21 protein-coding genes are annotated in these 23243 nt (G+C 67.3%); 7 read left to right on the forward strand and 14 right to left on the reverse strand.

Annotated features, from left to right (window positions below):
* Nucleotides 1-107: 107 nt before the first annotated feature.
* From QX070_RS06890 to QX070_RS06900, 3 genes are all read left to right on the forward strand, one after another.
* Nucleotides 108-593, forward strand: coding sequence for a hypothetical protein (locus tag QX070_RS06890; protein ID WP_315736172.1), 486 nt, complete (start codon nt 108-110; stop codon nt 591-593).
* Nucleotides 594-790: 197 nt separating this feature from the next.
* A complete protein-coding gene (locus tag QX070_RS06895; RefSeq protein WP_315736173.1) occupies nt 791-1576 on the forward strand; it encodes a sulfite exporter TauE/SafE family protein in 786 nt (261 codons plus the stop codon).
* 5 nt (nt 1577-1581) lie between these two features.
* The gene (locus QX070_RS06900; RefSeq protein ID WP_315736174.1) at nt 1582-2244 is read left to right on the forward strand and encodes a DsbA family protein; all 663 of its coding nucleotides are present in this window, start codon (nt 1582-1584) and stop codon (nt 2242-2244) included.
* A 64-nt stretch (nt 2245-2308) separates the two neighbouring features.
* On the opposite strand, the gene QX070_RS06905 is transcribed toward QX070_RS06900, so the two are convergent.
* From QX070_RS06905 to QX070_RS06920, 4 genes are all read right to left on the reverse strand, one after another.
* A complete protein-coding gene (locus tag QX070_RS06905) occupies nt 2309-2515 on the reverse strand; it encodes a hypothetical protein (RefSeq protein WP_172111383.1) in 207 nt (68 codons plus the stop codon).
* Between the two features lie 91 nt (nt 2516-2606).
* Nucleotides 2607-3428 carry a hypothetical protein gene (locus QX070_RS06910; RefSeq protein WP_315736175.1) on the reverse strand — a complete coding sequence of 274 codons (822 nt, stop codon included), beginning with the start codon at nt 3426-3428 and terminating at the stop codon, nt 2607-2609.
* A gap of 4 nt (nt 3429-3432) precedes the next feature.
* A complete protein-coding gene (locus QX070_RS06915; RefSeq protein WP_315737023.1) occupies nt 3433-4782 on the reverse strand; it encodes a hypothetical protein in 1350 nt (449 codons plus the stop codon).
* A gap of 156 nt (nt 4783-4938) precedes the next feature.
* On the reverse strand, nt 4939-6006 hold the full coding sequence (locus tag QX070_RS06920) for a phospholipase (RefSeq protein ID WP_315736176.1): 1068 nt from the start codon (nt 6004-6006) through the stop codon (nt 4939-4941).
* A gap of 345 nt (nt 6007-6351) precedes the next feature.
* Here QX070_RS06920 and QX070_RS06925 point away from each other — a divergent pair, with 345 nt between their 5' ends.
* The gene (locus tag QX070_RS06925) at nt 6352-8286 is read left to right on the forward strand and encodes a calcium-binding protein (RefSeq protein ID WP_315736177.1); all 1935 of its coding nucleotides are present in this window, start codon (nt 6352-6354) and stop codon (nt 8284-8286) included.
* Between the two features lie 19 nt (nt 8287-8305).
* Here the strand turns inward: QX070_RS06925 and QX070_RS06930 are convergent, their stop codons facing one another.
* From QX070_RS06930 to QX070_RS06965, 8 genes are all read right to left on the reverse strand, one after another.
* Nucleotides 8306-9277, reverse strand: coding sequence for a S1C family serine protease (locus QX070_RS06930; RefSeq protein WP_315716217.1), 972 nt, complete (start codon nt 9275-9277; stop codon nt 8306-8308).
* Between the two features lie 158 nt (nt 9278-9435).
* The gene (locus tag QX070_RS06935) at nt 9436-9741 is read right to left on the reverse strand and encodes a hypothetical protein (RefSeq protein WP_315736178.1); all 306 of its coding nucleotides are present in this window, start codon (nt 9739-9741) and stop codon (nt 9436-9438) included.
* A complete protein-coding gene (locus QX070_RS06940) occupies nt 9725-10828 on the reverse strand; it encodes a hypothetical protein (RefSeq protein WP_315736179.1) in 1104 nt (367 codons plus the stop codon). Before QX070_RS06940 ends, QX070_RS06935 begins: the two co-directional genes overlap by 17 nt.
* Nucleotides 10825-11268 carry a DUF4383 domain-containing protein gene (locus tag QX070_RS06945; protein ID WP_315736180.1) on the reverse strand — a complete coding sequence of 148 codons (444 nt, stop codon included), beginning with the start codon at nt 11266-11268 and terminating at the stop codon, nt 10825-10827. Before QX070_RS06945 ends, QX070_RS06940 begins: the two co-directional genes overlap by 4 nt.
* Nucleotides 11265-12710 (reverse strand): FAD-binding oxidoreductase, encoded by a 1446-nt coding sequence (locus QX070_RS06950; protein WP_315736181.1) that lies wholly within the window; start codon nt 12708-12710, stop codon nt 11265-11267. The genes QX070_RS06945 and QX070_RS06950 overlap by 4 nt, the downstream gene beginning before the upstream one ends.
* A 68-nt stretch (nt 12711-12778) precedes the next feature.
* The gene (locus QX070_RS06955; RefSeq protein WP_315736182.1) at nt 12779-14296 is read right to left on the reverse strand and encodes an AMP-binding protein; all 1518 of its coding nucleotides are present in this window, start codon (nt 14294-14296) and stop codon (nt 12779-12781) included.
* 597 nt (nt 14297-14893) lie between these two features.
* A complete protein-coding gene (locus QX070_RS06960) occupies nt 14894-15064 on the reverse strand; it encodes a Flp family type IVb pilin (protein WP_315736183.1) in 171 nt (56 codons plus the stop codon).
* A 161-nt stretch (nt 15065-15225) separates the two neighbouring features.
* Nucleotides 15226-16776 carry a winged helix-turn-helix domain-containing protein gene (locus QX070_RS06965; RefSeq protein WP_315737024.1) on the reverse strand — a complete coding sequence of 517 codons (1551 nt, stop codon included), beginning with the start codon at nt 16774-16776 and terminating at the stop codon, nt 15226-15228.
* A gap of 155 nt (nt 16777-16931) precedes the next feature.
* On the opposite strand from QX070_RS06965, the gene QX070_RS06970 reads away from it, so the two are divergent.
* Nucleotides 16932-17981, forward strand: a complete 1050-nt coding sequence (locus tag QX070_RS06970; protein ID WP_315736184.1) for an alpha/beta hydrolase — start codon at nt 16932-16934, stop codon at nt 17979-17981.
* Nucleotides 17982-17992: 11 nt separating this feature from the next.
* Here the strand turns inward: QX070_RS06970 and QX070_RS06975 are convergent, their stop codons facing one another.
* A complete protein-coding gene (locus tag QX070_RS06975; RefSeq protein WP_315736185.1) occupies nt 17993-18565 on the reverse strand; it encodes a GNAT family N-acetyltransferase in 573 nt (190 codons plus the stop codon).
* Nucleotides 18566-18889: 324 nt separating this feature from the next.
* Between QX070_RS06975 and QX070_RS06980 the strand changes: the two genes are divergently transcribed.
* Both QX070_RS06980 and QX070_RS06985 read left to right on the forward strand, forming a co-directional pair.
* The gene (locus QX070_RS06980) at nt 18890-20401 is read left to right on the forward strand and encodes a hypothetical protein (protein ID WP_315736186.1); all 1512 of its coding nucleotides are present in this window, start codon (nt 18890-18892) and stop codon (nt 20399-20401) included.
* The gene (locus QX070_RS06985) at nt 20398-21894 is read left to right on the forward strand and encodes a hypothetical protein (protein WP_315736187.1); all 1497 of its coding nucleotides are present in this window, start codon (nt 20398-20400) and stop codon (nt 21892-21894) included. Before QX070_RS06980 ends, QX070_RS06985 begins: the two co-directional genes overlap by 4 nt.
* A gap of 6 nt (nt 21895-21900) precedes the next feature.
* On the opposite strand, the gene QX070_RS06990 is transcribed toward QX070_RS06985, so the two are convergent.
* On the reverse strand, nt 21901-23160 hold the full coding sequence (locus QX070_RS06990) for an Hsp70 family protein (protein WP_315736188.1): 1260 nt from the start codon (nt 23158-23160) through the stop codon (nt 21901-21903).
* Nucleotides 23161-23243: the final 83 nt, after the last annotated feature.

Below are 23243 nucleotides of genomic sequence, written 5' to 3' on the forward strand. Positions count from 1 at the left end.
ACGCAAATTATATTTTCGCGCGGCCACGCTCCCGCCTGCTTTGTCGGTCGCGAGCGTCTCGCTAGAATTACCGTCCCATTCCATCATGCTCCACAGGGAGATCGAGGATGAGTTTTCACGCAAAATCATTGGTTGCTTCGTCACTCGCTACGCTGGCCGTGATCGGGCTCGCGACGTTCGCCGCCGCCCCGGCGAAGGCGCTGACCGCGCAGGAATGCAGCGCCAAGTACAAGCAGGCGAAGGAGGCCGGCACGCTGGGCGGCCAGAAGTGGAACGACTTCCGCAAGGCCCAGTGCGGAAGCGATGCCGCCGCGGCCGCGGCTCCGGCCGCGCCTGCCGCCGAGGCCAAGCCGGCCAAGGCGGCGAAATCCGAAGCCAAGGAGGCCGCTCCCGCGCCGACCGGTCCCGCCGTGTTCCCCAACGCGGTGGACCCGAAATACGCCAAGGAGAAGCCCGGCAAGGCGCGGCTGCAGACCTGCGTCGATCAGTACAATGCCAACAAGGCGACCAACGCCAATGGCGGCCTGAAGTGGATCCAGAAGGGCGGCGGCTACTACAGCGAATGCACCAAGAAGCTGAAGGGCGCTGCCTGATCCGGGCTGACGAGACGTTGCCGGCGGCCGGGGGCATCATGCGTCCGGCCGACGCTTTCGACGCCGCGCATCGCCGCGAGACCGCCGGGCTCGGATCGGCGCCGGTCGCGCGGCGGTTCGCAGCGGTGGCGGCGGCATTGCTGCTCCGGTGATTTTGGGGCTTGCCTTCCTGTGCGGGAAATGACCCTGCTCTCGCCATGATCTCTGCTGTCCAAGGTGTGCTCAGCCTGTTTTGCGGCGCGATGGTCGGGTTCTCGCTCGGCCTCGTCGGCGGCGGCGGCTCGGTGCTCGCGGTGCCGCTGATGGTCTATGTCGTCGGCGTGCCCGAGCCGCACATCGCGATCGGCTCGAGCGCCATCGCGGTCGCCACCAACGCGGCCATCAATCTCGCCAATCATGCGCGCGGCGGCACCGTGATCTGGCCGATCGCGGCGCTGTTCGCAACGGCGGGCATCGTCGGCGCCTTCATCGGCTCGCTGCTCGGCAAGATGGTCGACGGCCAGAAGCTGCTGGCGCTGTTCGCGCTGGTGATGATGGTCATCGCCATGCTGATGCTGAAGACGCGCGCCCGCATCGGCACCCCCGATGTGAAGATGAGCATGGCCAACGTCCCGGCGGTCGTCGGCTTCGGCCTCGCCACCGGCACGCTGTCCGGTTTCTTCGGCATCGGCGGCGGCTTCCTGATCGTGCCGGCGCTGATGGCTGCGACGGGCATGCCGATCATGAATGCGGTCAGCTCGTCGCTGGTCGCGGTGACGACCTTCGGGCTCACCACCGCGGCGAGCTATGCCTGGTCCGGGCTCGTCGCCTGGGATCTCGCCGGACTGTTCATCGCTGGCGGAATCGCCGGAGGTCTTGCCGGCACACGCCTGGCGCGCCATCTCTCCGAACGGCGCGGCGTATTGAACGTGGTGTTTTCCGTCGTGATCGCGGTGGTGGCGCTGTATATGCTGACGCGCAGCCTGCTGCATATCTGGAGCTGACCTCGATGAAGCGCGTCCCCTCGACTGCGATCACCTCCGCCAGCAGCCGGCGTGACGTGTTGACGCTTCTTGGCGCAGGCGCGGCGCTTTCCTTGTGGCCCCGCGACAGTCACGCCGAGGATGCCGACGAGCCCGACGAGGGCGCGGTGCTGCGCGACCCCGACGCGCCGGTGCTCGGCAATCCTTCGGGCGACATCACGATCGTCGAATGGTTCGACTACAATTGCCCGTATTGCCGCAAGCTCGATCCCGAACTGCAGCAGGTCATCCACGATGATGGCAAGGTGCGCTGGGTGCTGAAGGAGTGGCCGATTCTCGGGCCGACTTCGGTAACTGCCGCGCGGATGGCGCTGGCCTGCAAATATCAGGACAAATACGCCAAGGCGCATGAGGCGCTGATCGGCGTCAGCTCGAAGCTCACCGAGCCGCGCATCGACGAATTGCTCGCGGGAGCAGGCGTCGACGTCGACCGCGCCAAGCGCGACCTCGCCGCCAACGCCAAGGCCATCGACGACATGCTGGCGCGCAACGACAAGCAGGCGCGGGGCTTGCGTTTCCGCGGTACGCCGTCCTTCATCGTCGGCAAATTCAGGGTGCCCGGGGTGCTGACCATGGCGCAATTCGAGCAGGTCATCGCCGACGCGCGCAAGGCCAAGGCGGCCAACTGATGGGCAAAGCAAAGGCGCCTCGACCAACGGCCGAGGCGCCTTGAAAACAGCAGCGTCGTGCGCGTTACTTCGACGAGATGCGAACCCAGTCGTCATGCGCGCGGGTCTTGAGTGAATTCCAGCTATCCGCCGCGACGTCCCAGTTCACGATGGTCCGGCGCGTCTGCGCGGTCGGCCCGTTGGCGACCTCGGAAGTTTGCATCGAATCATGGATGTAGACGCCGAACCCCAGGATGAGGGCCCCCAGGATCATTCCCACGAATGTCCGCATGTCATGTTCTCCAGTGTGACGGCCAACAACGCCGCGGTCGAAACTTGGTTCCGCGCTCGCCGCGGTCCCGGTCCGCCGCGATCAGAACAACCTAACTGCGCGATTTTTCAGGCCGTGATTCCGGCAGCGAAGTGACGAGATTGAGCGTTTTCATCTCGTCGGGCTTGAACGTGAACAGCTGGTCATGCGGTGTCTCCATCGCATGCACCCAGACCTTCAGATCGATGCCCATCTCGGCGAGATGGCGCTGGCACCGCGCCGAGATGTTCTGCGCAAGGCTCATGTCGTCGCCGGACCTCACGGCGGTCCCGGACGTGGGGACTGCGGCGGTCTGATGCACGCCGATGATCGCCCGCTCGCCGGCCCGGCGCTCGAGACCGCCGGCGAACACCAGCGGGCACGACGAGGCGCAATATTTTCCCGCCTCCACTTCGGTTGCGAATTTCCGCGCGCGGATCAGTCGCCCCATCGCCAGCGCGTCGGCGACGGAGCCGCCGGGCGAGTTCAGCACGATCGTCCTGATATATTCGCCATGACGTTCGACTGCGTCCGCAAAGCTGCGCGCGCTGCCGGGTGTGATCGTGCCGGTCGCGAACAGCCGGCCGCCGCCGCGCAGCTCGAACTGAATCGGCTGCTGCAAGGCACGATCGCCCTGCGGCAGCGGCATCAGCCGCTTCATCAGGGGCGCCAGCAAGGATGGTGATTCGGCCGGCAGGTCCGGCGCCTCGCGCCGAATGTCGAGCTGAGGCGGGGCTGCATCCGATGGCACCTGCGGAGCATTCAACTCGAGCAGGTCCGCCGCGAGAACCGCGACGGTGACGACGAGAATGCTGCGGAAGACCCAACGCAGAATGCTCTCATCGGGATTGCCCGCGAGCCAGGCATGGACGCGTCGGTTCAGCGCCGAAGCCACGGGACTACTTTCCGATTCGAGCTGATGACAGCGACGTCACGTTCTCATCCGCCGCGGCCGGCGCCGGCTCAATGGCCGGTGCAGCAGGCGCTTCCGTGGGCGTTTCGGCTTGCCGTCGCTCGGCCGCCCGCCTGGCGTCCTCGACCTCGCGCGCAATCCGCAATGCGGTGACGAGATCGGCGGCCGTCAGGCTGGAGGCGCTCACGGCGGGCAGGCCCTCGCGGCGGATGGCGGCATGGACGACGCAGAGGATCAGCACCAGCACCGCCGGCATCAGGTCGATCGAGATTGCGCCCGCCCAGCTCGGGATGAAGTCGCCGGCGTAGCGCAGCACGGCTTCAGCGGGCGACAGCGTCTGGAAGCGGGTCGGCTCGATGCGCGGCAGCGCCAGGATCTTGTCGGCGGCGTCGGCGAGCGAGGCGGCCTGCGTGGCGATCGCGCCCTCCACCTTGCCGACGACGGCGGTCTGGCGCTCGGCCAGGTCGCCGCTGCGTCCGCCTGCGGCAGGCGCGATGAATCCGGCCGAAAGCGACGTCGCGGCGCGCCTCACCGCAGGTGCCACCGAGGTCTGCTGCAGATTGGCGATCACGCCCATCAGGTTCAACGACTCCGTGGCGAAGGCATCGCTGCGCGTTGCGATCGGGCCGCGGTCGGAGATCAGCTCGCGCATCTTGGCGAGGCTCTTGCCGCCCTGCTCGTAGAGAGCAGAGACGCGCTTGCCGGACTCCTGGACCTGCTGGCCCAGTCCGTCGAGCTGCGTCGACATCTGCGCGAGAAGCTGGACCACGGTGCCCGATCCGGAGGTGCCGGTCAGCGAGCCCGCGCGTTCGGCGTCCGCCAGCTTGGCGAAGCGGGAGGAGGCGAGCTGGATATCGGGCAGTAGGCTTTGCGCAGCGATGGCCTGGCTATTGGCCCTGTCGAGGTCGCGCGTGTAGTTCTGCACGGTGATGGCGAGATGCTGCTGGATCGCCGCGGCGCCGGCCAGGGCAGACGCATTCAGCCAGGACGACATCGCGACGATCATCAGCGAGCCCAGCAGCATGCAGCCGGCCATCATCAAACGCCCCATCGCGCTGGTGACGTGCGGCATGAACTGCATCATGAACACCCAGAAGGCGTAGATGCCGACCGAGACCGCGACGGAGTAGATGACCGCCGCAAAGAACACCGTGGTCGGACTGCCGTTGAGCAGCTCGCGGACGCCAAGATAGGTGTAGACGCCGGCGGCCAGCGCCAGGATCGCGGTCGTGAGCTTGAGCGTCACCTCGAGACGGTTGACGCCATTGGCGAGCACGACGGAGGTGGAGGAGCGGGCGGACGAGACTTGCGCGACGGACGCGGCAGGCGAGGGCATCAGCGGCGAGGGCATGAGCAGACCTTCGGCGGCGTCATGGCCGCCCGTGTGCAGCGCCCCCGCTGTATGACCGAGCAGGACCAATGCGGACAAAATCCGCCGACATTGTGTCGGCGGCATTGCCGATCAGCCATGTCGTAGCAAGGAGAGGCAAGCTCAGCGCAACAGCCAGCGCAGCAGCTCGGCATTGGCCTCGCGCGGATAGCAATGGCTGAGATCGTCGATCTCGCGATAGGCGACGTTGGCGCCGGCCTTGGCCAGGGCGTCGGCCGTATGCCGCGCGATCTCGACCGGGAACATCCAGTCGAGCCGGCCGTGCACGATCTGGATCGGCAGGCCGCGCAGACGGTCCCGGTCGGCGATCTCCGCCATCAGGGGATGGAACGTCGCGGCCACCGGCGCAAGATGCGTGAACGGCGAGCCTGCGGCCAATCCGCTGACGTAGCAGAACGTGCCACCGTCGCTCATCCCGGTCAGGAGCATGCGGGCGGGATCGATCGCGACGCGGCTGCGGACGAGGTCGAGAATGCGCAGGAGGTTCGGCGTATCGGCGTCGTCGCCCATCAGCGCCCAGGTCGGTCCTGACGCGGTGGGGGCGATCAGGATGGCGCCGAGGCTGCGCGCGGCGCGCAGCCAGCTCCAGAGAAAGTCGCGGCCGTTGCCGCTGCCGCCATGCAGCGCCATGACCAGCGGCCAAGCCCTGTCCGCCGTGTAGTATTCCGGCACATACAGCGAAAAGCCGCCGCGATTGCCGATCTCGTTATGGTCGTGAAACACTGTGTCCTTGCCTGCAGAGGACGCGGCCAGCAACTGGCGCAGCCCGTTGTCGCCATCGACGGCGGGATCGAGGAAGAATTCGCTCAGCGGCGGCAGCGTCGCTGCCAGTGGAAACAGCGCCTCGAGTGCGCGTGGCAATTGACGAAGGGCCCTGAACACATCGACCAGGTCGCCCTCACCGCGCTGAACGGCGCGCAGGCCGGCAAACGACATCAGCGCGGCGTCCGCCGCGGTGTCGAAGGCGATACGGATATGGGCGAAGTCCGCCGGCCACGACGTGAGATGAATCCGCGCCGTGTGCAGCGTCGGCTCGGGATCGCCGACATCAGCCATCACGCGATCGAAATCCGGCGGGTTCAGGTAGCGTGCAACGTGGGACAGGGCTTCGAGCGTCTGCAGCAGTGGCGGCAACACGATGAGAATGTCATCCACCACGGCATCCGTCATGCAGGTCTCCTTGGTACGCGGGTCTGGCCGTCTCGTCTGCTTGCCGGCGAGCGCTGTCATGCAACGCAAAATCGGACGTCCGGGCAATGACCATTTTCCGAACGCGTGTTCGCTCCGCGAAGCCACAATCTCGCGATGCGGCTCCTGCAAGTCAACACAGCGCGGAGGCTGCCATCGCGCGCGGCAGGTGAGTCGCGCGCGAATACACGCGGAGACGATAGTTGGTTGACAAAATTCGGGCGCGATGTCGCACTTGGTGAGAGCCGGCGGCGCAGCGGAGGGTTCCTCGTGGATCTCCGCCCTGGGTCAAAACTGCCGATCGGTTGCCGAGGGGGGATTCGCATCATGACCAAGTCGCCGTCGGCCGCGTTGATCAACGCGGTGCTCGCCATGGACGTCTACAACAGAGGCGTCAACCCGACGCTTGTGGTCAATTTCAACCGTATCGGGAGCTATGAGCTGGTGGCGGCGAGCGTGACCTCGACCGCCGACAATTTCGAGGCCGCGACCTATCAGCTCGCGGGCGATCCATCGACACGGATCATTTCGTTTCGCGGCACCGACAGTCTCGCCGACGTGCCGTCGTGGCTTGGCGGCGCTGGTCTGACCGGCTGGCCGACGCAGTTCCCGGATGCGGAAGCCTACTACAAGACATGGGCGACATCGAACGTCTCGCTGACCGGCCATTCGTTGGGCGGCGGACTTGCCGGCTACATCGCTGCGCTCAACGACAAGGTGGTCTACGCCTACGACGCGATGCCGTTCGAGTTCGCCGCCGAGGTCCGTTACGATCAGCTGCACGGCTTCTGGGGCGCGCTGACGTCGCACCCCGTCGAGCGCTATTCCGACATCCACATGGTCTCCGTCGCCGGCGAGATCCTGCAATATGTCCGAGCCGCGGCGCCCGTGCTGGAAGCGCCCCTGGCGTTGCTGCAGCTCGGACCGGTCGCCGGCGCGCTCGCCATCGCACATGCTGCGATCGGCATCTCGTCCGAGCAGAAGACCGTGCTCGGCGCGGGCACGGATCTCGGTCTGGATCCGGTCAGCCTGCACTCGATCGCGCTGCTGACGATGATGCAATGGGCGAGTGACAACGGTGCCCAGGATTGGAAGAAGGCGGCGGCTGTGCTGCTGGCGCCGCTGCAGGATGACGCGATTGCTTCGGCCGTCGGCATTCCCGCGGCCGGTGTGAGCGGGGAAGGCGCGCCGTCCGACAAGATGAAGGACATGATCGCCTATTCGACGGTGACCGACGCCAGCGGCTACGGCAACAGCGCCGTGCAGGCCCTGTTCAACGGCGGCGGCGTGCTCGGCAACAGCGTCAGCGCCGACAATGCGGCGACTTACCTGAAGAACGGCGGGGTCGAGAAGGCGCTGGCCGAGATCGTGGTCGAGTATTCGGCGCTGCTGGCGCAGAACCATGACGAGGTGATGTCGACGACGCCCGGCCTGATCGGCCACGAGCACGGCATCCTCTATCAGGACACGGCCAAGAACCTGCTGGTCGCCGACCTGTCATCCGATCTGTGGTCGCGCTGGGACACGGGATCGGCGGTCGACATCCTGGGCAAGGTCGCGCTCATCGATGCCGTCGCCAGCTTCGACGGCGAGGATGCTGGCCTGATCGACATGGCGATCGGCGTGCTCTGGGGCGGCAAGACCGACAATCTCGACTGGCTCAGCGCAGCCTTGAGCGACGCGGCGACAACGGTGACGATCGATCCAGTGTCGGGCGCGACCATTGCTGCAACCGATGGTGCGCTGCTGATCGCGGGCGGCGGCAACGACATGCTGTTCGGGACCGCCAACGACGATCTGCTGATCGGCGGTCTGGGCAGTGACGTGCTGCAGGGCGGGGCCGGCGACAACATCCTGGTTGGCGGCGTCGGCGCCACCTATGTCTACGCGCCCGGTGACGGCAACGACATCATCATCAATGGCGTCGCGTCGCTGGCGAAGCCGACCGGCACGCTCGATTTCGGCACCGCCTACACGGCCGACAATTTCTGGTTCGTCAAATCGGGCAACGATCTCGAGATCGACATTCTCGGCACCCATCAGCAGGTCACGGTGGCCGACTGGTTCCTTGGCGGCTCCTATCAGCTGCAGGAGATCAAGGCCGGCGGTCTCGAGATCGATACGCACGTTTCGCAGCTCGTGCAGGCCATGGCGACCTACGCCCAGGCGCATCCGGGTTTCGATCCCACGGTGGCATCACAGTTGCCGACGGATGCGCAACTGCACGACCAGATCGCGGCGGCTTGGCACGTCAACGCGTGAGCGCAGGCCCGCGGCCGCCTCAGTGCAGCCGCGGGGCCTTGAGCAGCTTGGCGCGGTCGGTCGAGGCGATCGTGACGTCGAAGGTGACGCCCTCATGGTGCACCGTCAGCGGCACGTCGACGCCGGCTGCGCCGAGCGCCCAGAGCTTGCGATAGAACTCGCTCTGGCTCGTCACCTTGTCGCCGTTGATCCCGAGGATCACGTCGCCCGCCTTGAGCTCGGCGCGGGCCGCGGGACCGTTGTCGGAGACGCCGATCACGACGACGCGATCGTCGACCTCGGTCGCGTACATGCCGAGCCAGGGGCGCGCCGGCTTGTTGACGCGGCCGAAGCGCCTGAGATCATCGATGATCGGCTTCAACAGATCGATCGGCACGATCATGTTGACGTGCTCGTCCTTGCTGTCGCGCTCGCGCTCCAGCTGCAGCGACCCGATGCCGATCAGCTCGCCCTTGGCCGAGAGCAGGCCGGTGCCGCCCCAATTCGGATGGGCGGGGTGGGTGAAGATCGCCTCGTCCAGCAGATATTCCCAATAGCCGGCGAATTCCTGCTTGGCGATGATCTGGCTCGCGACCGATCGCGTCCGCCCACCGGCGCCGCCGAGCACGACATGATCGCCGACCTTGGTAGCGGCCGACGAGCCGAGCGGCAGCGCCGGCAGGTCGAGCGACCCGAGCGCCTGTACCAGGCCGAAGCCGGTGGTGAAGTCGAAGCCGAGCACATGGCCTTCGACCACGCGTCCGTCATTGGGGTGCAGCCAGACGGATTCGGCCTCGGTGATCAGGTAGCCGATGGTCAGCACCAGCCCGTCGTCGATGACGACGGCATTCCCGGCGCGCTCGGTCCCCAGCGTTTCCGCGCTGAACGCGTCGGACGGAATGATGGCATGCAGGCCCACGATCGAGGACAGGGCTTGATCAAGATCATATTGATAGTCTTCGGCGCGAGGCTGGAAGGCGGACGGCACTTTCCATTCGGTCAAAGAAGGCATTTCGTTCTCCTGCTCTGTCGATACCCCCGGGTGCATCGACCAAGCTTCTGCTTCGTGTCGCGTGACGGCCACAGCGTGAACGCGAGCTTAACATCTTTGGGCGTCGGCGCCAGTTCCGAGGGCTCCGCATTGGCGCTGGGAGGAACTGCCCGTGCCGACTACCCGCGGCCGCAGCCCTTGCCGATCAGGGGCCAGACCAGCCACGCTCCGGCAGCATACAGACTGCCGACCGTGGCGGCTCCCGTTCTGGCCGCGAGGTGGAAACGCCCGGCGTCGAGCAAGGCTCCATCGGCGGTAACGATCGCGGGGATCACACGGTCTGGCGGACCGAACACGACCACCGCATCCGGCTTGATCACCAGCGCCATGGCAGCCATGCCCGCAAACCAGGCGAAGGCAACTGCCAGCACGCCCTTCACGGGAACGGCGCGGGATCGGGGATGCTGGTCAATAGTCGTAGGCATGCTCGAACGTATATCCCGCGGCTTCGAAACGGGTGATGTCCTGAACCAGTGACCGGACCGGCACGTCGACACCGATGCGACGGGCACCGGGACGGGACTGGATCGGCACGCTGAATATAGGCAGCCCGTCGAAAGCTGCCAGCCGTCCGTCGCCGGGCGGGACCACGATCGTGACCAGGATGCGGTGGTTGCCTGCGATTTCGCCGAGCGAAGCACCGCCATGACGGCCGAGCTCCTTGGCGAAAGAATCGAATTTGGCGTAGCGCTCGGTCTCGACCAGCACGCCCTTCATACCTTTGGAGTCCGTGACCTCGCGGATCACCTTCACGCCCGGAATGACTGCAAGCTCGGCGGCGGGCAGGCCGGTGACGACGCTCTGGATGGTCAGCACGGCCGGATCGTAGCCCGCCGCATAGCCGATGACGGCCGCATAGGTGGCGCGCCCTGCATATTGCAGGCTGAGCGAAACGCGCCGCTCCATCGCGCGGAACGACGGCACGAAGGGCGTCTCGCGCCAGAACTCACCGAGCTTGGCGGCGAAGGGATACCGATACCAGGGGGTCTGGTACAGGAACGCCGCGTAGTCCTTCAACAGGGCAAGGTTGAAGGCGTCCTCTGCCGTCTTGACGCCGTTCGTGGTCTCCCAGCTGATCGCTCCGATGCTCTTCTCGTAAGCGCCCTGTAGCGCCATCTCGGCGGTGAAGCTGAAGCCGATGATGTAGTTCGTCAGCTTCTGGTCCGAGGTGGCGGGTCCGGAGCCCGCGGCCTGCCGCGTGGCGCGGCACAGGCTGCGCCAGAAGCCGGAGATGCTCGACAAATAGTGGAAGTCCGATTCCGATGCCTGCCCGGTCACCGCAGCGAGGTCGGCATAGGCGTGGACGATGTACCATTCCGGAAAGGTCAGGAAGCTGTCACCCTGCGATCGCGCATAAGCGGGATCGGTGATGCCGAACTCCGAGGTCACGGCGGGGGTCGGTACGTCGGCGACGCAGACCGTCTCGACGCTGATCACGGTGGCGGCGATGCCGATCGCGGCGGCCGCGACGAGGGCGCCGGCGAGATATAGCGCTTTGCGACGCAGGCTCATGCGACGGCGGCCTGCGTGCGCCACGGCGACCAGCCGACAGCGATGCCGATCGCGCCGAGTGCGAGATGCGGCAGGCTGGAGAGAATCCTCACGAGCCACGAGGTGTTGCGGATGCCGTCGATCACGATCGAGAGGTCGAGATAGCCCGAGCCGGTGAACACGCCCATCACGCCGTCGAGGAAATACAGCGTGCCGAACACGCGCAGGAAGAACAGCGCGCTGCGGCGGGTCAGCATCGCGGCCAGCGCCCACAGGCCGGAGACGACATGCAGCGCATCCTTGTAGATGTCGAGCTGGAACAGGCCGAACACGCGGCCCTGCGCATCGATGAACGCCGGGATGTAGTCGGTCGCGGCGGCGAACAGGAGCGCCGTGGCGAGCGCCAGCGCGGCGATGCGATAGCGGTCCAATGCGAGGCCGTCTGCTGCTGATGTATTCATGCGAAATAGGCGTCCCACATCGCGTTGCGGAACAGGAGGTTCGGATCATACCGCCGCTTGGCGGCGACGAAGTGCGCGGCCGCCGGATAGGCCTTCTCGACCTGGTCGCGGCGGGCGTGCAGACGATAGGGCAGATAGAACGCGCCGCCAATCGCGGTGATGCGGTCGATCAGCGCCTCCGTCGTCCGCAGCATGTCGATCTCGCCTTCGGGCGAGGTGGCCTGTGAGAACGACATCACGGCCGCGATGCGGCGTACCGGCGCGATCGTGAGCGCGGGTGTCCTGTCCTCGGCGACGTAGCGCAGGGTGACGTTGAGGAATTCGGCGCGCGCCTTGGGAATGATCTCGCGGCAGGCGGCGAGGAAGTCGCCGAACCGCTCGGGCGCCACGAAATATTCATGCAGGATGTCGGCGCGGTGCATGTCCTTCTGCGCCAGATTGGCGACCGGCTCGGCCATCAACGAGTTGCGGGTGTAGCGGCTGTCGGAGATGGCGGGGCCGAGCCGCGTCTCCATGAACCAGCGCAGGCCCTTGGCGACCTCCCATCCGGTCTGGGCGCGATAGATCGTGTTGGCGACGCCGGTGAGCTTGCCGGAGCTCACTGCCGCGGGCAGGGTCGCGGGGGCATCGGGGGCGGGTCGGAAGGTGACGAGCAGGGCGTCGTCGAAGAACGCCTTGCGCGACACCGACATCCGGCCATAGGCCATCTTCACATTGGCGTCGCCGTCGATGCTCTGCGTGAACTTCGCCGCGAACGTCTCCGGCGCCATGCGCTCGAAGCGCGGCTCGAGCAGCAGGTTCGGCACCATCTCGACCTCGAGATCGACGATGATGCCGAACAGGCCGTAGCCGCCCATCGCAAGGCCGAACAGCTCGGCATTCTCGTTGCGCGAGCACTGCACCAAGGTGCCGTCGGCAAGCAGCATGCGGATCGACTTCACCGTGGAGCCGAACGGGCCGTACGGCACCGGCCAGCCATGGGCATTGACGCAGAACGTGCTGCCGACGCCAAAATCGCTGTTCGACTGCATCACCGCCGGCGAGAAGCCCTTGGGATCGAGCGCGGCGATCACGTCCCACCAGCGGTTGCCGGCCGCGGTCCGATAGGTCTTCGCCGCCGTGTCGAGCTCGATCGCGCCGCCGTCGAGCGTGATCGCGGTGCCGTCGCGCGGCAGGCTCTGGCCGCCCATCGAATGCCGGGCCACGGCCGCGGTCACCGGGCGTTTCGCGGCCGCAGCCTCCTTCAGCTCGGCGCGCAGCCGCGCGATCAGATCGTCGGTCGCGGGCTTGCTGATCACCACGTGTCTGGCGACCGGCGTCGGGTTGAGCCGGCTGGCATCGTTGAGGATGGTGCGCAGCTCGGCCCGCGCCCGCGGCATCCGCGCAAAGGGCAGCGCCGCGGCCGTACCCGCGGCGCACAGAAACCGTCGTCTCGACATCATGGCGCGGACTCTCCTTCCCTCACGGAGTCTACGCCAGCATCGTAAACGTTCGAAAAATTTCCGTGCCGTCAGTCTGCTGCCGGTCGCGCCCGCGTGGGCACGAGACGGAAGTCGCAGCCATCCTTCATCCACTCGGCGCGCTCGTCGCGCAGCAAGGTGCGGCGGACCTTGCCGGAATCGTCGCGCAGCATGACGTCGACCAGCTCGTAGCTTTCCGGGTGCTTGTAGCGGCTGAGCCGGTCGGCGAGGAATGCACCCATGCCGTCGACGATGGCTTGCGCGTCCTTGGCCCGGTCGATCTCCACGATCGCATGCACGCGCTGGCCGAGCTCCGGATCGGGCAGGCCGACCACGACGCAGGAGCGGATGTCGGGATGCGCCATCAGCGCCGCCTCGACCTCGGCCGGATAGATGTTGGCGCCGCCGCGCAGGATCATGTCGGCGAGGCGGTCGCCGAGATAGAGGTAGCCGTCGGCATCGAGCCGGCCGATGTCGCCGAGCGACTCCCAGCCGTCGGCGCGCCGTTTCGGCTCGGCGCCGAGATAGTGATAGGTGCTGCCGGCGCCATCAGCGGGAAGAAAGTAGATCTCGCCGCTCTCGCCGGGCGCGACATCGTTGCCGTCGGGACCAAGGATGCGCAGTTTGCAGGACTCGTCGATCCTGCCGACCGAGCCCTTGTGCTGCAGCCATTCGGTGCCGGAGATGATGGTGCGGCCCTGGCGCTCGGTGCCGCCATAGAGCTCATGGACGCGCTCGGGCCCGAGCCACTCGATCCATCTTTCCTTGAGCCATGGCGGCATCGGCGCAGCCATGTGGAACACCATCTTCAGGCTCGACACGTCGTAGCTGTTGCGGACCGCCTCCGGCAGCGCCCAGATCCGGTGCATCATCGTCGGTACGAAGTTGACCCACTGGATGCGGTGCGCCTGGATCAGCCGCAGCGTCTCCTCGGCGTCGAACTTCACCATCCCGGTCAAGCTACCGCCGGCGAACAGCGCGTAGTGCGACACGATGAAGGGCGCGTTGTGATAGAGCGGGCCGGGATTGAGCAGCGCTGCGCCCTTCGGAATTCCGAGCGGCGGCTCGGCGGCGGTGTCGGTCACCGCAGGCTGGTGATCGAGGATCACCTTTGGCCGTCCGGTCGAGCCGCCCGAGGTCATCGCCTTCCAATAGCGTGACACCGGCGCGGTGAGCGGCTCGTCCGAAAATCCTTCGGGCGTGAAATCGGCCGGCAGCGCGTTCGGCGCGTTCCAGTCGGCCTCGCCACCGACCACCAGCGACGGCTTGAGGATCTCGAGCACCGCGGCGGCCTCGCCGCGCGGCAGCCGCCACGACAGCGACGTCGGCGTCGCGCCGCACTTCCACACCGCGAAGCTGGTCTCGAACAGCGCATTGCCGTTGGGCAGGCCGATCGCGACGAAGTCGCCTGGCTTGACGCCCTTGGCCGCGAAGGCGCGCGCACGCGCATTGGCGCGGCGCTCGAGCTGCTCCCAGGTCAGCGTATCGGTCCCGTGCCGGAGCGCGACGCTGTCCCTGGGTTTGCGCTCCGCATACCAGCGCGGTACGTCGGCCATCGGAATCAGCATCCATTCCTCCACATCGTCGGCGCTTTGCTTGCGCGCGTCGTTCTTGGTCCGCGGCTCGGGCCGCCGACGTCAGTGACGAGAGCTGTTGTGCCTCAACCGAACGGGTGCGTCCATACGCGCACGCCGCAAGGTTTCGGATGGCAGTTCTGCGAAATGGCGCTCGTAGGCGCGGGCGAATGAAATGCCGGAAGCCGTGACGCACGGTGAGGTGATAATTCCGTCACGCGGATCGTGAGATGATTGAGGTCGCGCCGCGGGATCGAACTTGATCGCCCAATCGATGATGGATGCAGGCGGGAACAGAGTTAGGCGTCAGCGCGTCCGGATACGTTGATGCCGGCTCTGTGCTGAGGAATGCGAGCAGCACGCCGGGATGCATGCCCATTGCCGGATCGGCGCCGAGTCCTGCCGGCGCTGCACGAATGCCTGCGAGCAGGCTGGACGCAGCACGATGCCCTGATAGGTCGGTTGCGGCGCCGCTCCATCGAAGAATGGAACTATATCAAAAGACAAAGGCCGGGCGCGAGGCCCGGCCAGTCCGACCATGGCGACCGGATTGCTCCGATCCTGAGAACGCCATTGCAGACAATCGATCGATCAGCCGCCGTTCAGCTTCGTGGTCAGGGTCGTGAAGATGCCTTCCAGGGTCAGTCCGAGCTTGTTGAGTATGGTGATGATCGCGAGCGCGATGCCGGCCGCAATCAGGCCGTACTCGATCGCGGTTGCGCCCGATTCATCCTCGTAAAATTTGAGAAGCAATTTCCTCATCAATTCCCCTCCGCCGTCCGGCAAATGGCCGCCGGGACGATCTCCGCAAAACTACGGAATGGAACCTAAGGTAGTGTGAACGAGGTCCAGCCAAGTTTCGCAACTTTGCCGTTCATGTCGAAAATTTCAGTTGCAGCAGGGTCCGCTGCACGCGAACGGGATCACGGCGGCACCCCGGCTGCGCGCAGCGCCTCCGCATAGGTTGTGGCGAGCATTCCGGCCGGAAACGGGATCCGTTCGAGGAACCCGGACACGGTGAGATCCGGTTCGAGGCTCAGAAGCTGACGCGCGACCTCGCCGGCGCGCGACATCTCACCGGTCCCGACCAGGGCCACGATCAGGACGCGGAGCGCCACAGCGAAACGGCGGTTCTGCGCCAGCGCGATCTCGGCCCATCGAATGGCACCTGCGAGATCGTCCTCCGCCACCGCGCAGATCGCCAGCGCTCCGGCTGCGAACCAGCCCCGTGGATCGCGCGGGTTCAGCCGCCGAGCCCGTTCGATCATCGCGCGGCCCGCAGCCGGCTGTCCGGCCATGATCTCGATCCACCCGCTCAAGGTCAGCGCCATGGCCGAGTTCGGGTTGATGGCAAGCGAGCGCCTGAACAGCTCGCGTGCCGGGGCGATGTCGTCGGCCATGTTCCAGATCGCGAAGGCCGCCATCCACAGCACCTGCGCGTCGCTGGGCGCACGCTCGCACGCCTGCCACGCCCGCGCGACGGCGGCCGTGCGATAGGTCTCGTCCGGCGCGCTCCAGCCCTGGAAGTGGCGCAGCGCCTGACAATAGGCCCAAGCCGCCATCGCGGGCGCGCAGGCGGGATCGATCGCCAGTGCCTGGTCCAGACACGCGATCGCCGCCGCGAGGCTGTCGGGCGTGAAGGCGTCACGCAGGCTGGCGGCGCGCAGCAGCAGATCGTAGGCGTCCGGATGCAGCGGCGGCGTGGCGCGGCGCCGCTCGCCTTCCGCCAGCTCGAGCGTCGGCTCGATCGCCGCCACGATGCTTTCGGTGATGCGGTCCTGCAGCGCGAACACATCGTCCAGCTGGCCGTCGAAGCGCTCCGCCCACAGATGTGCGCCGGATGCCGCATCGATCAGCTGTCCGTTGATGCGCAGGCGGGACCCTGCGCGGCGCACGCTGCCTTCGAGAACGTAACCGACGCCGAGCTCGCGTCCGACCGCACGGATATCGACGGCCTTGCCCTTGTAGATGAAGGAGGAGTTGCGGGCGATCACGGCGAGGCCGCTGCAGCGGGACAGCGCGGTGATGATGTCCTCGGCCATCCCGTCGGCGAAATAGTCCTGCTCCGGATCGCCGCTCATGTTGGTGAACGGCAGCACCGCGATGGCGGGGCCGTCGAAGGCTTGCGCGCCCGAAACCGCCGCCGGCGTCTGCACTGCGTCCGCCTGCTCATGGACTTCCCCGACGAAGCGGACGCCCTTGCGCGGAATGGTGCGGATCAGGCGCTGCGCCTCGCCGCTGTCGCCGATCGCGCTCCGGGCGGCGCTGATGCGGCTCGCCAGCGTCGCCTCGGAGACGATGCGGCCGCCCCACACCTCGGCGAGGATGTCGTCGCGGCTGACGACGCGGTCGCGCGTCCTGATCAGGAACGCGAGCAGGTCGAACACCTGCGGTTCCATCGCAACCAGGTCGTCGCCGCGGCGCAGCTCGCGGCGGCCGGGATCGAGCACAAAATCGTCGAAGCAATACACCACATGCACCGCCCTGGCCGCCGCGGCAGCCGGCTTCACCCTCGCGTCACGCGATCCGCAAAATCAAGCCGGCCTCAAGGAAAAATCAATGCCTCCTCCAAGCGCCGCGCGGATGCATGGCGCACAAGGACCGCACATCGGAACCAGGAGCCTCCGCCATGCCGACCGTTCTTTACCCCGACCGCCGCCGTTTCCTCACCCTTGCCGGAACCGCCGTTGCGGCCTTTCAACTCGGCTCCAGCGCTGGGCAGGCGCAGAGCTTCAAGGCGACGACGAAGCTGCCGGCGATCCGGCCGGGGGCGGGGACGTCGCTCGGACCGATCAAGCAGGTCACGGCCGGCGAGATCAGCATCGGCTATGCCGAGACAGGTCCGGCCGACGGTCCCGTCGTCATCCTGCTGCACGGCTGGCCGTACGACATCCACAGCTTCGCCGACGTCGCGCCGGCGCTGGCCGCGTCCGGCCATCGCGTCATCATTCCGCATCTGCGCGGCTACGGCACGACGCGGATGCTGTCGCCGACCGCGTTGCGCAGCGGCCAGCCGGTCGCCGTCGCCGCCGACATCGTCGCGCTGATGGACGCGCTCGCGATCAGGACCGCGACCCTCGCCGGCTATGACTGGGGCGCGCGCACCGCCAACATCATCGCGGCGCTGTGGCCGGAGCGGTGCAGGGCGATGGTCTCGGTCAGCGGCTATCTGATCGGCAGCCAGCAGGCCGGCCGCATGCCGCTGCCGCCGGCCGCCGAGCTGCAATGGTGGTACCAGTTCTACTTCGCGACCGAGCGCGGCCGCGAGGGCTACGACAAGAACCGGCGCGACTTCGCCAGGCTGATCTGGCAGACGGCCTCGCCGAAATGGGCGTTCGACGACGCCACCTTCGCGCGCAGCGCCGCCGCCTTCGACAATCCCGATCACGTCGACATCGTCGTGCACAACTATCGCTGGCGGCTCGGTCTCGCGCAGGGCGAGGCGAAATATGATGCGCTGGAGGCGAAGCTCGCGACCTTTCCTGACATCACCGTGCCCACCATCACGATGGAGGGCGATGCCAACGGCGCGCCGCATCCGGCGCCCGAAGCCTATGCCAGGAAGTTCACCGGCCGCTACGAGCACCGGCTGATCACCGGCGGCATCGGCCACAACTTGCCGCAGGAGGCGCCGCAGGCGTTTGCGCAGGCGGTGCTCGACGTGACCGCGAGCGCGTAGCGCCGACGATCTCAGGCGGGAGCGCGTTGCTTCCCTTGACGTTGCAGCCACGTCTCCCGCCGCACGATCCATTGCTCGGAGCGGGTCTCGCCATTGTGGTGCGCGACCTCGATGAAGCCGACGAACTCGGCGCCGGTCTTCTGCTTGACTCGCCGTGACGCGACATTGGTCGCGACGTTGCAGACGGTGAACTGATCGAGGCCGAGCGGACCGAAGGCGAAGTCGTTCACGGCGGCGATCGCCTCGCTCATCAGTCCCCGATTCCAATAGGGCTCGGCGAGCCAGAAGCCGCGATGGCCCTTCACCGACTTCATGCGCGGCCGGAAGTGAATGTTGCCGATGGCCTCGCCGTCACTGTCGCGCAGCACCAGCACCCATTGATAGAGCTCCTCGCCGGCTGCGATCCTGTCGAGCTGCAGCCTGACGAAGGTCTCGGCGCCGTCGGGAGGATAGGGCCACGGCACGACGGCCGCGAGGTTGCGGATCACGTTCCAGTTGTCGAACTGACGCTGGATCGCCGGCGCATCGGCGAGGGCCAGCGGCCGCAGGATCAGACGGGCGGTATGCAACGTGGGCGTGAGCATGACGCCATGCTGTCGTTTACCAAGCTCGTTTGCAAGCCGGGGTTGCTACGCCGTCTAACTCGCATGTCATTGATAATTCGCATCGCGCTCCGCCATTAAGGTTGCCAGGAACTTTCACGCCCGGACTGGAGCCCGATACTTCCACAACGTTGCATTGCAGTGCATGAATCGAGCACACGCAACCTGCGCGAATGCAGCGCGCGTACAACCGTCGCAGGAAACTGCGCCGGCTCGGGCTCAGGGTTGCGCCCGAACGTCAACCATTCGCTTGCCGCGAGATCATCACGCAGATCTTGGGCTGGCGCGATTCGGGGTGTCGTGGACATGAAGCGCAAAGCGGCGGATCGTCAGTTACGTCGTCTGCGGGCGGAGCAGAGCTTCGATCCGCGCACATGGCGCGATCGGCAACTCGGCCGGGCCGTGCCGTTCTACGGCTCGCAGCTGTTCCAGCTCGGCTGCCCGCCGCTGGCGTCGTTCATCGCCGCGTTCCTCGGCTGCCTGATGACCCTGCATCTGAGTGCAGCCGGGCTGTCGCCGCTGATTGCCTCGGCGGCGGCGGCTTTGCTGCTGTGCGCCTCGCTGATCCTGACACGGACCGCGGATCTGGTGCCGAGCACGTTCTTCTCGTCGGCCTATGGCGGCAGCTTCGTCGGCATGACTCCCGTGGCGCTGTTGAACGCCAGCGTCATTCGCGCCGGCCTGCCGCTCGACGCTGCCTTCGTTCTGCTCTCGCTGTTCTGTGGACTGATGTTCTGTCTGGGCTGCGCGCTCGACATGTGGCTGCGCGGCGGGCTCGCGCGCGGTTATGGCGGACGACTGGGCGCGCTGGCGGCGGTCGCTTCGTTCCTGTTCGTCGGTCTGGCGCCGCTGCTCGGCGCCGAGGGCGAGCTGTTTCCGATCGCGCGTCGCGGCGCCCTGGAGCAGGGGCTCGGCGGCATCGCGCTCACCTTCGCGTTGTGCTCGGTCGGCATGCTGGCGACGATGGCCGCCTTGCGTTGGGCGCCCGTGGCAGGGTCGCGCCGCGCGGTGCGCATCTTCGTTGCGGCGACCGTGGCCTTTGCCGGCCTCGTGGTGCTGCAGCTCCTGCCCAGCGACGCCCCCGATCTCGACGCCTATTCTGCCGGTTGCTTCGTCGGCATGTCGTCGTCGCGGCGGCTGCGCAGCCTGCTGCAGGCGATGGCCGCGGCGGTGCTGCTGACGGCTCTGCTGATCCTCACCGGTCCCATCCTGCCGAGCGTCGGCGGCAGCCTCGGATACATCGCCTTCGTCTCGGTCATCTTCGTGGATGCTGCGGTCCGGCTGTTCGTCGAGGTAGGGGAATCGCCGTGGCAGACCGCCCTCGCCTGGACGCGGGGGCTCGTCGCCACACTCGCTATCTTCGCGGTGCTGCTCTCCAGCGAGCTGATGTTTCAGCGGCCGGTGGCGGAGCCCAACGGTCCGTTCGTGAACGCGGACGGGGCCGCTGCGCCGGCGCGGACCACGATGCCCTCACGTGACGAGGATCGGCGCGACGGCATGGTGCCCGGCGAGCCGGCCTCGGCCGCTGCCACAGCGCCGGATCTGCCGCTTCAGATCCTGGATCCGCAGGGCGCCAATCCGCTCGCCGCGCGGCGCCCGAGTGAGCCGGCCCAGCAGTCCGCGTCGCCGGCCTCCGCAGGGCCGTCCCGGCGGATCGCTCGCGACGGTCAGGCCGTGGGCGTCCTAGCTGCGCCGCCGAAGCGCCACCAGACGCGGGTGGTGCCGCACGCGACGGCGCGACCGCGCATCGTGGCCCGCCATGAGGTGCAGCCCGCGCCGGAGTGGCGGCCGGACCCGTCGACGTTGGCGGGGCCGTGACAGCGGACCGCGATGGCGCGCTCGACCAGTCGTCCGAGCCCGGCTCTCGCCGCTGGCCGCGCCGGTTGCTGAATGTCGTGCCGCTGGCCTCGTTCGCCGGCGCCTTTCTCGGCTGTCTGGCGACGCTGCACCTGAGCACGTCGGGTCTGCCCCCGGCGCTCGCGTCGGTCACCGCCACCCTGCTGCTCTGCGCCGGCCTGATCACGGCAAGAACCAGAGATCTGCTGCCGACGACCTTCTCCTCCTCGGTCTATGGCGGCAGCTTCAGCGGGATGACGCCGATCGTTGCGTTGAGCGAGAGCGTGGCGCGGTCGGGGCTTCCGGTCGACAGGTCCTTCCTGCTGCTGTCGCTGTTCTGCGGCCTCGTGTTCTGCAGCGTCTGCGCGCTCGAAATGCGGCTGCGCGTCGTGCTGTTGCGCGGCTATGGCGGGCGCTTCGGCGCGCTCGCGGCGATCGGCTCGTTTCTGTTCCTCAGTCTCGCGCCGCTGCTCGGCGCCGATGGCGTGCCGTTGCGCGTCGCCAGCCTTCAGGGCTTCGATAAGGGTCTCAATCATTCGGTGCTCATGCTGGCGCTGTGCGGCGTCGGAATGGTCGCAACGATGTTCGCGCTGAGGCTGCCGCAGGTCGCGGCCGCAGGGCGGCCGGCGCGCATCTTCGTCTCGGCAGCACTGGCCTGTGCCGGTCTCGTCGTCCTGCAGCAGCTCGTGCCGGACGATGCCCGCCTGTCCGACGCGTATTTTGCCGGTTGTTTCGTCGGCATGTCGTCGCCGCAGCGTTTGCACGGCGTGGTCCAGCCGCTGGTCGCCGCGGTGGCGCTGACCGCGTTGCTGGTCCAGGCGGCGGCGGTCCTGCCCAGCGTCGGCGGCAGCCTCGGCTTCGCGGCCTTTGTCGCGGTGGTCGGCGTCGATGCCGGGCGCCGGATGATCAGCAGCGCCGCGCTGCCGCGCGAGCGTCCTGCGCCGATCTCGCTCGGCAGAAGCCTCGCCGCCGCACTCGCGATTGCGGGCGTGCTGCTGCCGAATGACATGTTCCAGTCGGGGCCGGTCGAGGAGACCACGGGATCGATCGTGCGAGCGGAGACGCCGTCTCAAGCTGCGCCCGCCGCTCAGGCCGAGCCTGTTGCGGCCGAGCCGGCCGCGGCGGCAGTCCCAATCGAAATGCCCGCCGATGCGCCGCCGGCCGCCGAGACGACATCCGACATGGTCCGTCCGGTCGCTCCGCCGGTGCCGAGCGAGCCGCCGCGGCGGCGCCGCGCCAGCCGGCCCGCGGTCGTTGCTCCGCAATCGCGTCCGATCGATCCCGAACCCTGGCGCATCATTCGTGACGGAGAATGGGCGGGTGCGGCGACAACGACGACCAGCCTTCCGCCGGCTCGCGCCAAGCGCAGCCAGGCTCGCGCTCCCGGATCGGCGCCGGCTCCGCCGCGCGCCGCGCCACGGCCGCGGACACTCCGGGTGCAGGACCCGCAGCCCTCGGCGTCGGAACCGCGCTGAGCGGGCTCAGCCGAACTTGCGCCGCGCGTCGAGCGCGAGCCCGATGCCGACGCTGCCGAGCAGGTCGGTCTCCGCGATGCGCGCCGCCGGAAACAGCGCCAGGATCGCCTGACGCAGCGCCGGCACCATGCTCGAGCCGCCGGTGAGGAAGATGGTGTTGATGGAAGCGGCCCCGACGCCGGCATCGTCGAGCAGCTTCGTCACGGTGCCGACGACGCGTTCGACGGAATCGGCGATGGCGCGGTCGAAATCCTTGCGCGTGAAGCGGATGCGGGCCCAGTCGTCCTTCTCCGACAGCACCGAGGTCAGCGACTTCGCCGCGGTCAGCGCGATCTTGGCCTGCTCGACGCCGATCGCAAGCGTATGGCCGCGATGCTCCTCCACCACCTTGATGAAGCGGTCGACCAGATCGCGCCGCTCGGCCTCGTAGCGGATCTGGCGCAGCTCGCCGATGACGCCCCTCTTGTAGAGCTGGTTGATGCGGTGCCAGGTGGCGAGCTCGTGATAATAGGCCGTCGGCAGCTCGCGCTTGCCGTCGACGGTCCGGCTGCCATAGCCGAGATGCGGCATCACGCTTTTCAGGCTGAGCAGCCGGTCGAAATCGGTGCCGCCGATATGGATGCCGCCATTGGCGAGGATGTCGTCCTCGCGCTGCGCCTTGCTGCGCCGCTCGGGCGAGACGCGCACGATCGAGAAGTCCGAGGTGCCGCCGCCGATGTCGACGATCAGCACCAGCTCCTCGCGGGCGACCTGCTGCTCGTAGTCGAGCGCGGCGGCGATCGGCTCGTATTGGAACGCGATGTGCTTGAAACCCTGGTCGCGCGCGATGCCCTCCAGCGCGCCCTGCGCCTCCGCGTCGGCCGCATCATCCTTGTCGACGAAGCGGACGGGACGGCCGAGCACGACCTGATTGATCTCCCTGCCGAGCCGCGTCTCGATCTGCGTCTTCAGATGCGCGAAGAAGAAGCCGAGGATGCCGGCAAACGGCACCGCCTTCTGCCGAATATAGGTCTTCTCGTGAATCAGCGCGGTGCCGAGGATGCTCTTCAGCGCGCGCATGAAGCGGCCGTCGTGGCCGGTCAGATAGCGCTCGATCGCGCTGCGCCCGAACTGGGTGCCGTGATCCTCGAAATCGAAGAACATCGCACTCGGCAAGGTCCGCTGCTCGCCCTCCAGGGGGATGAGCTCTGCGGAGGCGGAATTGCTGAGGCCGACCGTGGTGTTCGAAGTGCCGAAGTCGATGCCACAATGGGCCGCTGCCGCCATGCTCGTCTCGTTTCCGTCCGGGGGGGCGGACCGCTTAGCCGTTCGGCGGCGCGATGTCATCCGCCAATGTGCGGAGCGGTGCG

Origin of the sequence: Bradyrhizobium sp. SZCCHNR1093 (assembly GCF_032381175.1) — a bacterium.
GTDB lineage: Bacteria > Pseudomonadota > Alphaproteobacteria > Rhizobiales > Xanthobacteraceae > Bradyrhizobium.

What these genes read in the sequence shown, in the direction of transcription:
- QX070_RS06890 (WP_315736172.1), top strand. Translation starts at nt 108, where the DNA reads ATGAGTTTTCACGCAAAATCATTGGTTGCTTCGTCACTCGCTACGCTG.
- QX070_RS06895 (WP_315736173.1), top strand. Translation starts at nt 791, where the DNA reads ATGATCTCTGCTGTCCAAGGTGTGCTCAGCCTGTTTTGCGGCGCGATG.
- QX070_RS06900 (WP_315736174.1), top strand. Translation starts at nt 1,582, where the DNA reads ATGAAGCGCGTCCCCTCGACTGCGATCACCTCCGCCAGCAGCCGGCGT.
- QX070_RS06905 (WP_172111383.1), bottom strand. Translation starts at nt 2,515, where the DNA reads ATGCGGACATTCGTGGGAATGATCCTGGGGGCCCTCATCCTGGGGTTC.
- QX070_RS06915 (WP_315737023.1), bottom strand. Translation starts at nt 4,782, where the DNA reads ATGCCCTCGCCTGCCGCGTCCGTCGCGCAAGTCTCGTCCGCCCGCTCC.
- QX070_RS06920 (WP_315736176.1), bottom strand. Translation starts at nt 6,006, where the DNA reads ATGACGGATGCCGTGGTGGATGACATTCTCATCGTGTTGCCGCCACTG.
- QX070_RS06925 (WP_315736177.1), top strand. Translation starts at nt 6,352, where the DNA reads ATGACCAAGTCGCCGTCGGCCGCGTTGATCAACGCGGTGCTCGCCATG.
- QX070_RS06930 (WP_315716217.1), bottom strand. Translation starts at nt 9,277, where the DNA reads ATGCCTTCTTTGACCGAATGGAAAGTGCCGTCCGCCTTCCAGCCTCGC.
- QX070_RS06935 (WP_315736178.1), bottom strand. Translation starts at nt 9,741, where the DNA reads ATGCCTACGACTATTGACCAGCATCCCCGATCCCGCGCCGTTCCCGTG.
- QX070_RS06940 (WP_315736179.1), bottom strand. Translation starts at nt 10,828, where the DNA reads ATGAGCCTGCGTCGCAAAGCGCTATATCTCGCCGGCGCCCTCGTCGCG.
- QX070_RS06945 (WP_315736180.1), bottom strand. Translation starts at nt 11,268, where the DNA reads ATGAATACATCAGCAGCAGACGGCCTCGCATTGGACCGCTATCGCATC.
- QX070_RS06950 (WP_315736181.1), bottom strand. Translation starts at nt 12,710, where the DNA reads ATGATGTCGAGACGACGGTTTCTGTGCGCCGCGGGTACGGCCGCGGCG.
- QX070_RS06955 (WP_315736182.1), bottom strand. Translation starts at nt 14,296, where the DNA reads ATGCTGATTCCGATGGCCGACGTACCGCGCTGGTATGCGGAGCGCAAA.
- QX070_RS06960 (WP_315736183.1), bottom strand. Translation starts at nt 15,064, where the DNA reads ATGAGGAAATTGCTTCTCAAATTTTACGAGGATGAATCGGGCGCAACC.
- QX070_RS06970 (WP_315736184.1), top strand. Translation starts at nt 16,932, where the DNA reads ATGCCGACCGTTCTTTACCCCGACCGCCGCCGTTTCCTCACCCTTGCC.
- QX070_RS06975 (WP_315736185.1), bottom strand. Translation starts at nt 18,565, where the DNA reads ATGCTCACGCCCACGTTGCATACCGCCCGTCTGATCCTGCGGCCGCTG.
- QX070_RS06980 (WP_315736186.1), top strand. Translation starts at nt 18,890, where the DNA reads ATGAAGCGCAAAGCGGCGGATCGTCAGTTACGTCGTCTGCGGGCGGAG.
- QX070_RS06990 (WP_315736188.1), bottom strand. Translation starts at nt 23,160, where the DNA reads ATGGCGGCAGCGGCCCATTGTGGCATCGACTTCGGCACTTCGAACACC.